Origin of the sequence: Actinosynnema sp. NPDC091369 (assembly GCF_044757065.1) — a bacterium.
Lineage (GTDB): Bacteria > Actinomycetota > Actinomycetes > Mycobacteriales > Pseudonocardiaceae > Actinosynnema.
In genome coordinates this window covers 300,108-312,526 of record NZ_JBIVUG010000001.1, presented here as the reverse complement: position 1 = coordinate 312,526, position 12,419 = coordinate 300,108, and the positions used below count along the sequence as shown (strand labels likewise).

Here is a 12,419-nt window from a genome sequence, read left to right as displayed (position 1 = left end):
CCCCCGGGTCAGGAGGGCGTGGTCACGCGGAGGAGCTTGTCGTCGGTGCCGTTGGACGTGGTGACGTAGAGGGAGCCGTCGGGGGCGAGTTCGGCGCCGCGCAGGCGGCCGTGGGTGCCGTCCAGTTCCGGGGGGATGGCGACGGAGTGGACGTTGCCCTCCTGGGTGACGGTGAACAGCAGGAGCTTGGAGCCCTTCAGGGCGGTCACGGCCAGGACGCCGTTCAGCGGGCCCCACCGCTCCCCCACCAGGAACGCGGCGTCGCAGATCGCCTCCGTCGGCTTCCCCGACGACCACACGGCCGGCACGGCGTCCGGGAACCGCTCCAGGTCCGTCATCGGCACGTCCTCGTCGTACCCGCCGACGGTGCCGCCCTGCGACGGGTCCCACCCGTAGTTCCCGCCCGGCTTGAGCACGTTCACCTCGTCGTCCACCGACGGCCCGTGCTCGGCGGTGAACACCATCCCGTCCGGCCGCACGGCCACGCCCTGCACGTTGCGGTGCCCGTAGGTGTAGACCCGGTCGCCGAACGGGTTGCCCGCCACGCCCTCACCGGTCGCCAGGTCGACCCGCAGCACCTTGCCGCCGAGGCTGGACCTGTCCTGCGCCACGTCACCCCGCGCGGTGTCCCCGGTGCCGACGAGCAGGTTGCCGTCGCGGTCCAGCGCCATCCGGCACCCCGAGTGCCGCCCGCTCGCCGCCGTCGGCAGGCCCGCCAGCAGCGGGTCCTCCACCCTGGTCGCCTTCGCGCCGTCCAGCTCCCACGTCACCAGCCGGACGTCGGTGGCGGTGTTGAAGCACGTGGTGAACCGGCGGCTGGTCGCGAAGTCCGGGTGCACGACGAGGCTCATCAGCCCGCCCTCGCCCCGCGCCTCCACGTCACCGAGGTCGGCCTCCACGTCGGTCACCCGACCGTCCTCGACCACCGAGATCCGCCCCGGCCGCTGCGGCACGAGCAGCCGCCCGTCGGGCAGGAACCCCACGTCCCACGGGTGGCTCAGCCCGGACGCCACGACCTCGACCTGGAGCCCCTGGGGAGTGGTGGTCGCCGGCGCACTGCCTCCGGAGCCCTCGGTCGAACACGCCGCACACGCGGCCAGCACCGCAGCGAACCCGACGAACCGACGCATGCCACCCAGCATGGCAACCGGCGTGTGTGCTCGGCGTTCCCCGGCCGGCCGTCCCGTACGCTGCCCGTGCTCGAACGGGGACTTGGGGGTTGTGCCGTGCGCGTGCTGATGACGTTGTTGGTGCGTGACGAGGTCGACGTGGTCGCGGCGACGGTCGAGCACCACCTCGCCGCCGGGGTGGACTTCATCGTCGCGACGGACAACGGCTCGCGCGACGGCACCGTGGAGGTCCTGGAGTCCTACCGGGCCGCGGGCGTGCTCGAACTGCACCACGAGCCGAGCCAGGACTACGAGCAGGGCCGCTGGGTGACCCGCATGGCCCGGCGGGCCGCCGACCTCGGCGCGGACTGGGTGGTCAACGCCGACGCCGACGAGTTCTTCTGGCCGGCCGGGGAGACGAGCCCCGGGCGGGACGCGCTGCCGGCCGCGTTCGCCGCCGCCGGCTCGGCGGGCCTGGTCCGGTCGCGCCGCGACAACCTCGTCCCCGACCCGGCGGTCGACCCGGCCGCGCCGTGGGTGGACCGCCTCGTCATCAGGGACACCGCCTCGCTGTCGGCGCGCGGCACGCGCATCGGCCCGAAGGTGTGCCACCGGGCCGACCCGGACGTGGAGGTGGCGCAGGGCAACCACACCGCGACCGGCCCCCTGATCGGCGCGGAGTCACCGCTCACGCCCCTGGAGATCCTGCACGTGCCCGACCGCGGTTACGCGCACTACGCGCGCAAGATCGCCAACGGCGGCTCGGCCTACGCGGCCAACACCCGGCTCGGGGCGGACATCGGCTGGCACTGGCGGGAGGACTACGAGCGCCTGCTCAACGGCGAGCTGGCCGCCGCGTACGCGGCCCGCGAGCGGGACGGCGAGGCGGTGGCCGAGGGCATCGCGGCGGGCGTCCTGGTCCGCGACACCCGGCTGGCGGACCGGCTCGCCGACCTGGTGCCGACCGCGGTCGACCCGGCGGCGCTGAAGGCCGTGCTCGCCGGCCGGCCGAGCTGAAGGCCGCGCTGAGGGCCGCGCCGCCCGGCCGCGCTGAGGGCCGTGCTCACCGCTCGGAGCCGACCGGCAGCGGGTAGGGCCGTTCCACGGGCAGCAGGGCGCGGGCCGCGTCCAGGTCGCCGGCGCGCACCAGCGCGTGCACCCGGTGGGCCAGCGGCGTCACGTCGGTCAGCCCCACGACCCACTCCCGCACGTACCGCCGCGACGCCTCGCCGGCCAACCCGAGCTGCAACGACCGGTGCGGCAGCGGTCGCAGGTGCAGGTCGCGCTCCGGGTCCCACTGCACGCGCACGTCCGGCTTGAGCCCGACGCCCTCGTCGCTCGGCACGGCCGCCGACACCGCCCAGTCGAACCCCGATCGGGTGATTCGCACGGCCAGCACGCGCTCCTGGTCGGGCTTGGTGCCCCACCCGGAGCGGTACATCATCCACAGGAAGGACGGCTTGACCCACGTCATCCGGCCGGGCCGGAACGGCGGCACGAACCGGCCCGCCGCCAGCGCGGGGACGGCGATGGCGGGGGAGTACGCCTGGTACACGGTCACGTGCCGGTCGTCGTAGTCGGCCCTGATCTGCTTGTGCTCCACGTACCCAGCGTCACCCCGCGGTCAACCGAAATCACGGGGCACCCGGTCGGCGGGGGCCGTAGGGTGGGAAGTCGAGAACCCCTCCGGTGGACGTGTGTGGACGTCCGGTCCCGGGCAGGGGTCTGTCCGCGTTGACCTCCGGGGAGCCACCGCAATGCCCCAGCCCGGCCCGCTGTCCGGCCTGCTGACCGCTGTCCTGCCCGACAAGGCGCTGCGCGCCCTCGCCGACTCGGTCGGCGTGCCCGACCTGGAACTCGAGGGGCCGCCCGCCGCCCGACCGCTGGTCGCGGCTGCCCTCGCCACCAGCGCACCCGTCCTCGCGGTCACCGCGACCGGTCGCGAGGCCGACGACCTCAAGGCCGTGCTGTGCGACCTCATCGGCCCGGAGCAGGTCGCCCTGTTCCCGTCCTGGGAGACGCTGCCGCACGAGCGGCTGTCACCGCGGGCCGACACGGTCGGCGCGCGCCTGGAGGTGCTGCGCCGCCTGGCCCACCCCGGCGACAACCCGCTCAAGGTCGTCATCACCACGGTCCGCAGCCTGATCCAGCCGATGGCGCCGGGCCTGGGCGAGCTGGAGCCCGTGCACCTGGCCGTCGGCTCGGAGCACGACTTCGAGGCGCTGCTGGTCAACCTGACCGAGATCGCCTACACCCGCGTCGACATGGTCGAGAAGCGCGGCGAGTTCGCCGTGCGCGGCGGCATCCTCGACATCTTCCCGCCGACCGCCGAGCACCCGCTGCGGGTCGAGTTCTGGGGCGACGAGGTCAGCGAGATCCGCCCGTTCGCCGTCGCCGACCAGCGGTCGCTGCCGCAGGAGGTCGACGGGTTCACCGCGCCGCCGTGCCGCGAGCTGCTGCTGACCGCCGACGTGAGGGCCAGGGCCGCCGCGCTGGCCGAGCAGCACACCGCCGACGCCCACCTGCACGAGCTGCTGAGCAAGATCGCCGAGGGCATCCCCTCGGAGGGCATGGAAGCGCTCATCCCGGCGCTGTGCGAGGGCGAGCTGCAACTGCTCACCGACGTCGTCCCGAAGGGCACGCACGTCGTCCTCAACGACCCGGAGAAGATCCGGGCGCGGGCCGCGGACCTCGTGCGCACCGGCCAGGAGTTCCTGGAGGCGTCGTGGATGGCCGCGGCGGGCGGCGGGCAGAGCCCCATCGACCTGGACTCCAGCGCCTACCACAGCCTCGCCGACGTGACCCGGTCCGCGCGGGCCCAGGGCCGGCCCTGGTGGACGCTCAGCCAGCTCACCACCGAGGGCGGGGACGTCGTCCGGCTGGAGTTCAAGCAGGTCGAGGCGTACCAGGGCGACATCGACCGGGCGTTCGCCGACCTGCGCGCCCACACCGTCTCCGGCGGCACGGCGGTCCTCGTCGTCCCCGGCGCGGGCACGGCCCAGCGCGCGACCGAGCAGCTGCGCGAAGCCGACGTGAACGTGGTGCTGCGGGAGACCCTGGACACCGCCCCGAAGAAGGGCGCGGTCACCGTCGTGCGGGGCGCGCTGGAGGACGGCTTCTCGCTGCCCGAGCTGGCGCTGGTCGTGCTCACCGAGACCGACCTCACCGGCGGGCGGCACGGCACGTCCACCAAGGACATGCGCCGCATGCCCAGCCGCCGCCGCAACGCCGTCGACCCGCTGGCGCTGCGGCCCGGCGACTACGTCGTGCACGAGCAGCACGGCATCGGCAAGTACGTCGAGATGGTGCAGCGCACCACCAAGGACACCGCGGGCAACACGGCGACCCGCGAGTACCTGGTCCTGGAGTACGGCTCCAGCAAGCGCGGCCAGCCCGGCGACCGGCTGTTCGTGCCGACCGACCAGCTCGACGAGATCTCCCGCTACGTCGGCGGCGAGCTGCCCACGCTGAACAAGCTGGGCGGCAGCGACTGGAAGAACACCAAGGCCAAGGCGAAGAAGGCGGTCAAGCAGATCGCCGCCGAGCTGGTGCAGCTCTACGCCGCCCGCCAGGCCGCGCCCGGTCACGCGTTCGGCCCGGACACGCCCTGGCAGCGGGAGCTGGAGGACGCGTTCCCGTTCACCGAGACGATCGACCAGATGGCGGCGATCGACGAGGTCAAGGCCGACATGCGGCGCACCGTCCCGATGGACCGGGTGATCTGCGGCGACGTGGGCTACGGCAAGACCGAGATCGCGGTGCGCGCGGCGTTCAAGGCCGTGCAGGACGGCAAGCAGGTCGTGGTGCTGGTGCCCACGACGCTGCTGGCCCAGCAGCACCTGAACACGTTCACCGAGCGGATGCGCGCGTTCCCGGTGACGATCAAGGGCCTGTCCCGGTTCACCGACCCGCAGGAGGCCGAGCAGACCATCACCGGCCTGGCCGAGGGTGACGTGGACATCGTCATCGGCACGCACCGGCTGCTCCAGAAGAGCCTGCGCTACAAGGACCTCGGCCTGGTCATCGTGGACGAGGAGCAGCGGTTCGGCGTCGAGCACAAGGAGCACATCAAGGCGCTGCGCACGCACGTGGACGTGCTCACGATGTCCGCCACGCCGATCCCGCGCACGCTGGAGATGTCGCTGGCGGGCATCCGCGAGATGTCCACCATCCTCACCCCGCCCGAGGAGCGGCACCCGATCCTGACCTACGTCGGCGCGTACGACGACAAGCAGGTGGCCGCCGCGATCCGCCGCGAGCTGCTGCGCGACGGCCAGGTGTTCTACGTGCACAACCGCGTGTCCTCGATCGAGAAGGCCGCCCGGCACATCCGCGAGCTGGTCCCCGAGGCCCGCGTGATCACCGCGCACGGCCAGATGAACGAGGACAAGCTGGAGAAGATCATCCAGGGGTTCTGGGAGAACGAGTACGACGTGCTCGTCTGCACCACGATCGTGGAGACCGGCCTGGACATCTCCAACGCCAACACCCTCATCGTGGAGCGCGGCGACCTGCTCGGCCTGGCCCAGCTGCACCAGCTGCGCGGGCGCGTCGGCCGGGGCCGGGAACGCGGCTACGCCTACTTCCTCTACCCGCCCGAGGCGCCGCTGACCGAGACCGCGCACGACCGGCTGGCCACGATCGCGCAGAACACCGAGCTGGGCGCGGGCATGGCGGTGGCCATGAAGGACCTGGAGATCCGCGGCGCGGGCAACATCCTCGGCGCGGAGCAGTCCGGGCACATCGCGGGCGTCGGCTTCGACCTGTACGTGCGGCTGGTCGGCGAGGCCGTCGAGGCGTTCCGCAAGCACGCGGGCGCGGACGGCGAGGTCGAGGAGGAGCTGGCCGAGGTCCGCGTCGACCTGCCCGTGGACGCGCACATCCCGCACGACTACGTGCCCGGCGAGCGGCTGCGCCTGGAGGCTTACCGCAAGATCGCCGCCGCGGTCGACGGCGACGCGTTGCAGGCCGTCTGGGACGAGCTGAAGGACCGCTACGGCACGCCGCCGCTGCCGGTGGAGCGGCTGCTCGCGGTGGCCCGGTTCCGGCAGACGTGCCGCGCGCACGGCGTCACGGAGGTCGCCACCCAGGGCTCGACGATCCGCTTCGCGCCGCTCGACCTGAAGGACAGCCAGCTCGTGCGGCTGCGCCGGCTGTTCCCGAAGGCGGTCTACAAGGAGAGCGCCCACACGGTCAGCGTGCCTCGTCCGACGGAGGGAGCGGCCGGCGGCCGGATGGGCGCGCCCCAGTTGCGCGACCAGGACCTGCTGGATTGGTGCGCGCAGTTCCTGGAGTCGTTGGCGGGGACTCCCGTGAGCGGCGTCACGAGGACGTGAGAAGGTACTGGTCGTGAGGACTGTGCAGAGGCGCTTCACCAGAATCGGCGCGGCGGTGGCCCTGGCTTCGGTGGCACTGCTGGTGGCGGGCTGCGGCACCGGCCCGAGCCACGTGGGCTCGGCCGCGATCGTCGGCGACACCGTGCTGCCCCTGGAGCAGGTCCAGCAGCGGCTGGACGTCGTGCTCGAGAAGGAGCCCGAGGCCCAGAAGCTGCACGACCAGCGCAAGCTCGACCAGGTCGCGCGGCAGCTGGTGACCCTGGGCGTGCAGCACGAGCTGATCGAGCTGGCGGCCCGGCGCGAGGGCGTGTCCGTGTCCGAGGAGGCCGTGACCGAGTCGGTCGAGCAGGCCGGCGGCGCGGAGGCGGCCTCGCAGAACACGGTGTACGACGCGACGACGTTCCGCGAGCGGGCCAAGGACCAGTTGCTGCTGGTCGAGCTGGCGCGCAAGTACGTGGACCGGATGGAAGTCACGTTCGACTACTTCTTCGTCAAGGACAACGCCGAGGCGGTCGAGAAGGCCAAGCAGGTCGCGGCGGACCCGGCGAAGATGGCCGAGTTCGTGGCCGACGCGCCGCGCAGCGCCGAAGGTCAGACGCTGTCCAAGGAAGGCCAGCGGGTGCGCTCGGCCGACTCGCCGCAGGCCGCGCAGTCGCCGCTGTTCGGCGTGCCGGCGGGCACGGTGGTGGCGTTCGCGCCGGACCCGAGCAGCGCGCAGTGGATCGTGGCGTACGTGACCGACCGCAAGACCGACGTGCGGCCGTCCGGCGAGTCGTCCACCGAGCAGTTGACGCCGCAGCTGCTGGAGCAGATCGGGCTGCGGCTGGTGCACACGCTGGCCGGTCAGCCGGAGATCCAGGTCAACCCGCGGTACGGGGTGTGGGACGGCACGGCGATCTCGCTCGCGGCGAACGAGGGTGAGTTGAGCGGCTACCAGGCGACGGCGCGGGCGCGGCAGAAGTCGTGACGGTTGTCGTCGTAGGGGCTGTTCCCGTTCTGCCCGCCGCCGCGCTGTCCGCTCTGCGGGGCGCGGCGGCGGTGTACGCGGGGGAGGGTGTGGACCCGGCGGAGTGGTCGGCCGCGCCGGTGTCGGAGTTGGTCGTGGGGGACGCGGCGGGATCGGTCGTGCTGATCACGACGAACCCCGACGAGGCGGCGGCGCGGGCGTTGGTCGCGGCGGGCGCCGAGGTGGTGCGGACGCCCGGGGTGCCGTTGCTGGAGGCGGCGGCGGTGATGGACCGGCTGCGGTCGCCCGGCGGGTGCCCGTGGGACGCGGAGCAGGACCACGAGTCGTTGCGGCAGTACCTGGTCGAGGAGACCTACGAGCTGCTGGAGGCCATCGAGGACGGCGACCGGGCGGCGATGCGCGAGGAGCTCGGCGACGTGCTGCTCCAGGTGCTGTTCCACGCGCGGATCGCGGCGGAGGACGCCGAGGAGCCGTTCGGGATCGACGAGGTGGCGGGCGACCTGGTGGCCAAGCTGGTCGGGCGGCACCCGCACGTGTTCGAGGGCGGTGACCCGGCGGTGCGGGACGCGACGACCCAGCAGCACCGGTGGGAAGAGCTCAAGCAGGTCGAGAAGCGGCGCGAGTCCAGTGTCGACGGGGTCGCGATGGGACAGCCGGCGGTGGCGTTGGCCGGGAAGCTGGCGCAGCGGGCGGCGCGGGCCGGGTTGCCGGTGGACCTGCTGCCGGAGGGCGACGACACCGGCACGACGCTGTTCGCGGTGGCGGCGCTGGCGAAGCTCGCCGGCGAGGACCCGGAGACGGAGCTGCGGGCCGTGGCCCGGCGGTTCGAGGCGGACGTGCGGTCGGCCGAGCGGTCGGCGCGCGCGGCCGGCGTCACCGCCCCGACCGCGGCCGACTGGCGCGCCCACTGGCCGTCCGGGTCTGCCGTCAGGGCGTGAACCGCAGGACGGCGGCCACCTCACCGCGTCCCGGGACGTCGTCCCGGCGGACCGCGAGCACCCGGCCGTCGGTGAGCCGGACGCACCGGCTGATCTCGTCCAGCACGCCGTAGTCCACCGCGTCCGGCGTCCACCAGTGCGCCGTCGGTCGCAGCGCCCGCGTCGCCACCGCCGGGCGAGACGCTCCTCGGCGCCAGGTGCGGGTAGCTGCACACGGACCGGAAGACGCCGTCCAGCGGCTCGACGGCGGCCGGCACGAGCGGGGTGTCCTGGCCCGCGAGGACCCGGCGCAGCGCTTGGTCGACCTTCCGCGCGAACTGCCGCATCCGCACCTTCCTGCCCTCGCCGCCCTGGATGCGGCGGACGGGCGCGCGGTCCGCGATGGACGACTTGCCGACGGCACCGGCCACGTACGACGGCATGTCGGGCACCCGCACTCGGTTGCGGGCAGGTCGGGCAGCACCTCCGGCAGCCGCACGGAGCCCTGCGCCAGCACGAGCAGGAACGCCGCCTGCGGGAACGTGATCGACCGCAGCAGCGGCTTGACGTGGAACCGGTCGGACACCTCGACGGCGGCCGTGAGGTGGTCGGGCAGCCGGAACGCGGTCAGCGACTCGGGCGTGGCGAACACCGCCAGGCTGCGCGCCTGGAACCGCCAGAACTCGTCGTCCTCGACGAGGTCGGCGAGCTGCTCCTCGACCGCCTCCACCGCCCGCCGGTCGACCCCGCCCTCCCGGAGCTGCTCGACGGCCGCGCTGCCGATGCCGCCCGCCGACGACCGGCCGCCCCGGGGCGCCGCGTCCCCGGTCGGGGGTTCGGTGGGGCGGAGCGCGTTCGCCGGGTTCGGCCCGGGTCGGGTGATCGGGGCGCTAACGTCGAAGGGTGACCGAGGCTTACCTCCGCTTCCCGCACCTGCACGGTGACCTGGTGACTTTCGTCGCCGAAGACGATGTGTGGCTCGCGCCGCTCGACGGTGGTCGGGCTTGGCGGGTGACCGCTGATCAGGTGCCCGTTTCCTTCCCCCGCTTCGACCCGACCGGGACGCGGTTGGCGTGGACCAGTCGGCGTGACGGTGCGCCCGAGGTGCACCTGGCGCCGGTGGACGGCGGGGAGGCGGTTCGGCTCACCTACTGGGGCGATTACACGACCGGGGTGCGGGGGTGGACGGCGGAGGGTGAGGTCGTCGCCGTGACGTCCACCGGGCAGGCGACCACGAACCGGCAGTGGGCGCACGCGGTCCCGGTGGATGGCGGGCCGGCGCGGCGGTTGCCGTTCGGGTGGGTGGACGACGTGGCGTTCGGGCCTCGCGGGCAGGTCGTGGTCACGTCGGTGTACGGGCGCGATCCGGCCTGGTGGAAGCGGTACCGGGGTGGCGCGGCGGCGAAGTTGTGGGTCGACCGGGGTGGGGACGGGGAGTTCGAGCGCATCCTGTCCCGGTTGACGTCGTCGCTGACGTCGCCGATGTGGATCGGGGAGCGGATCGCGTTCCTGTCCGACCACGACGGGGTCGGGAGCCTGTACTCGGTGGCGGCGGACGGGTCGGACCTGCGGCGGCACACCGAGCAGGAGTTCTACGCGCGCGTGGCGTCGAGCGACGGTGAGCGGATCGTCTGGCAGCACGCGGGCGAGCTGAGGGTGATGGACGGGTTGGACGCCGAGCCGCGGCGGTTGGACATCCGGTTGGGCGGGCCGCGGACGGCGCGGAGGCCGCGGCCGGTGCCGTCGCGGCCCGACGACTTCCACCCGGACCGGACCGGGCGGGCCAGTGTGGTCGAGGTGCGGGGGACGGTGCACTGGGTGACGCACCGGGACGGGCCGGTGCGGGCGTTGGCGGAGCAGCCCGGGGTCCGGGCGCGGCTGCCGCGGGTGGTCGGGGACAGCGTGGTGTGGGTGACCGACGCGGACGGCGAGGAGGGGTTGGAGTTCGCGCCCGTCGGCGGGGTGGAGCCGGGCAACGAGCCGCGGCGGGTGGCGGTCGGCAAGCTGGGGCGGGTGTTGGAGCTGGCCGTCTCGCCGGACGGGCGGCGGTTGGCCGTGGCCACCCACGACGGGCGGCTGTTGCTGGTCGAGGTGGAGTCCGGTGAGGTGCGGGAGGTGTTGAAGGGGGCGAACCCGCACGTCGGCGACCTGGCGTTCTCGCCCGATTCGAACTGGTTGGCGTGGTCGCACCCCGGGCCGCGGCCGTTGCAGCACATCCGGATGACGAACACGACGGACCTGTCCGTGGTGGACGTGACGCCGCTGCGGTTCTCCGACTTCTCGCCGACGTTCACCGAGGACGGCCGGTACCTGGCGTTCCTGTCGGTGCGCAGCTTCGACCCGGTGTACGACGCGCACGTGTTCGACCTGTCGTTCCCGACCGGCTGCCGGCCCTACCTGCTGCCGCTGGCGGCCACGACGCCGTCGCCGTTCGACCCGCTGCGCCTGGGCCGGCCGGTCGGCGACGACTCGTCGGACAAGGACAAGGAGAAGGACGACGAGAACCCGATCACGGTCGTCGACCTGGACGGGCTGGCCGACCGGGTGGTGACGGTGCCGGTCGCCGCCGCCCGCTACTCCGGGCTGACCGCGGCCAAGGGCGGGCTGCTGTGGCTGCGGTCGCCGTTGCGCGGGGTGCTGGGCGACAACCTGGCCGACCCGTCGGCGCGCCCGCCGCGGGCCGTGCTGGAGCGGTTCGACCTGGCGAAGTCGCGCACGGATGTGCTGGTGGACGGCGTGGACGCGTTCGCGGTGACCGGGGACGGGCAGCGGATGGCCGTGCAGGACGGCGGTGACCTGCGGGTGGTGCCGACGGACCGGAAGGTGGACCCGGACGACCACGACTCGGTGGACGTGGACCTGTCGCGGGTGCGGGTGGTCGTGGACCGGGCGGCCGAGTGGCGGCAGGCGTACGCGGAGGCCGGGCGGCTGATGCGGGACCACTTCTGGCGCACCGACATGGGCGGCGTGGACTGGGCGGGCGTGCTGGAGCGCTACCGGCCCCTGGTGGACCGGCTGGGCAGCTACAACGACCTGATCGACCTGCTGTGGGAGGTCCAGGGCGAGCTGGGCACGTCGCACGCCTACGTCATCCCGGCGCACGGGACGCGCGGTCGTGCCGTGGGGTTGCTGGGCGCGGACCTGGAGCGGGACGAGTCGGGCGCGTGGCGGGTCGTGCGGGTGATCCCGGGTGAGACGTCGGACCCGGCGGCGCGGTCGCCGCTGGCGGCCCCGGGGGTCGCGGTGCGGGCCGGCGACGCGATCGTGGCGGTCGACGGGCGGCAGGTGGACCCGGTGACGGGGCCCGCGCCGCTGCTGGTCGGCGCGGCGGGCAAGCCGGTGGAGCTGACCGTGCGGCCCGGTGGCGGTGGCGAGCCGCGCCGGGTGGTGGTCGTGCCGCTGGAGGACGACGAGCCGCTGCGCTACCACGCGTGGGTGGCCGACCGGCGGGCGCGCGTGCACGAGCTGTCCGAGGGCCGGGTCGGGTACCTGCACGTGCCGGACATGATGGGCGCGGGCTGGGCGCAGCTGCACCGCGACCTGCGGGTGGAGCTGGCCCGTGAGGCCGTGGTGCTCGACGTGCGGGAGAACGGCGGCGGGCACACGTCCGAGCTGGTGGTGGAGAAGCTGGGTCGGCGGATCATCGGCTGGTCGGTGGCGCGCGGGTACACCACGGCCGACAGCTACCCCGGCGACGCGCCGCGCGGGCCGGTGGTCGCCATCGCGGACGAGTTCGCCGGGTCGGACGGCGACATCGTGAACGTGGCGATCAAGGAGATGGGCATCGGGCCGGTCGTCGGCACCCGCACGTGGGGCGGGGTGATCGGCATCGACATGCAGTACCACCTGGTGGACGGCACGCTGGTGACGCAGCCCCGGTACGCGACGTGGTTCGCCGGGCCGGGGTGGGGCGTGGAGAACCACGGCGTCGACCCGGACGTGGAGGTGGTCGTCACGCCGCAGGACCGGGTGGCCGGGCGCGACCCGCAGCTGGACACGGCGGTGCGGCTGGCGCTGGAGGCGTTGGAGACGCGGCCGGCGGCCGTTCCGCCGCAGCTCCCGCCCCTCACCTGATCGAGTCCACCCGGGC

General features: G+C 73.8%; 8 protein-coding genes. 5 read left to right on the top strand and 3 right to left on the bottom strand.

The genetic code is table 11. From position 1 onward, the window contains the following. Positions 1 to 8 precede the first annotated feature (8 nt). Positions 9 to 1,130 carry a PQQ-dependent sugar dehydrogenase gene (locus ACIQMJ_RS01520; protein WP_499759064.1) on the bottom strand — a complete coding sequence of 374 codons (1,122 nt, stop codon included), beginning with the start codon at positions 1,128 to 1,130 and terminating at the stop codon, positions 9 to 11. A 96-nt stretch (positions 1,131 to 1,226) separates the two neighbouring features. Between ACIQMJ_RS01520 and ACIQMJ_RS01515 the strand changes: the two genes are divergently transcribed. After that, positions 1,227 to 2,126, top strand: coding sequence for a glycosyltransferase family 2 protein (locus tag ACIQMJ_RS01515; RefSeq protein ID WP_499759063.1), 900 nt, complete (start codon positions 1,227 to 1,229; stop codon positions 2,124 to 2,126). A gap of 46 nt (positions 2,127 to 2,172) precedes the next feature. Here ACIQMJ_RS01515 and ACIQMJ_RS01510 read toward each other — a convergent pair whose 3' ends face one another. Further along, on the bottom strand, positions 2,173 to 2,712 hold the full coding sequence (locus ACIQMJ_RS01510; RefSeq protein ID WP_499759062.1) for a DUF4291 domain-containing protein: 540 nt from the start codon (positions 2,710 to 2,712) through the stop codon (positions 2,173 to 2,175). Between the two features lie 154 nt (positions 2,713 to 2,866). Between ACIQMJ_RS01510 and mfd the strand changes: the two genes are divergently transcribed. Genes mfd through ACIQMJ_RS01495 form a run of 3 tightly spaced genes read left to right on the top strand, consistent with a single transcriptional unit; the run spans position 2,867 to position 8,350 of the window. Continuing rightward, complete coding sequence (gene mfd, locus ACIQMJ_RS01505; protein ID WP_499759061.1) at positions 2,867 to 6,445, top strand: transcription-repair coupling factor; 3,579 nt, start codon at positions 2,867 to 2,869, stop codon at positions 6,443 to 6,445. A gap of 13 nt (positions 6,446 to 6,458) precedes the next feature. Beyond that, positions 6,459 to 7,412: a SurA N-terminal domain-containing protein gene (locus tag ACIQMJ_RS01500; protein ID WP_499759060.1), complete on the top strand. Its 954-nt coding sequence runs from the start codon at positions 6,459 to 6,461 to the stop codon at positions 7,410 to 7,412. After that, positions 7,409 to 8,350 carry a nucleoside triphosphate pyrophosphohydrolase gene (locus ACIQMJ_RS01495; protein WP_499759059.1) on the top strand — a complete coding sequence of 314 codons (942 nt, stop codon included), beginning with the start codon at positions 7,409 to 7,411 and terminating at the stop codon, positions 8,348 to 8,350. The genes ACIQMJ_RS01500 and ACIQMJ_RS01495 overlap by 4 nt, the downstream gene beginning before the upstream one ends. A gap of 20 nt (positions 8,351 to 8,370) precedes the next feature. Here the strand turns inward: ACIQMJ_RS01495 and ACIQMJ_RS01490 are convergent, their stop codons facing one another. Next, positions 8,371 to 8,772 (bottom strand): baeRF11 domain-containing protein, encoded by a 402-nt coding sequence (locus ACIQMJ_RS01490; RefSeq protein WP_499759058.1) that lies wholly within the window; start codon positions 8,770 to 8,772, stop codon positions 8,371 to 8,373. 460 nt (positions 8,773 to 9,232) lie between these two features. On the opposite strand from ACIQMJ_RS01490, the gene ACIQMJ_RS01485 reads away from it, so the two are divergent. Then, positions 9,233 to 12,403 carry a S41 family peptidase gene (locus ACIQMJ_RS01485; RefSeq protein WP_499759057.1) on the top strand — a complete coding sequence of 1,057 codons (3,171 nt, stop codon included), beginning with the start codon at positions 9,233 to 9,235 and terminating at the stop codon, positions 12,401 to 12,403. The last annotated feature ends 16 nt before the right edge of the window (positions 12,404 to 12,419 follow it).

Bases quoted from the DNA above. Each gene is read 5' to 3' on its own strand.
- ACIQMJ_RS01520 (WP_499759064.1), bottom strand. From the start codon at position 1,130: ATGCGTCGGTTCGTCGGGTTCGCTGCGGTGCTGGCCGCGTGTGCGGCG.
- mfd (WP_499759061.1), top strand. From the start codon at position 2,867: ATGCCCCAGCCCGGCCCGCTGTCCGGCCTGCTGACCGCTGTCCTGCCC.
- ACIQMJ_RS01490 (WP_499759058.1), bottom strand. From the start codon at position 8,772: ATGCCGTCGTACGTGGCCGGTGCCGTCGGCAAGTCGTCCATCGCGGAC.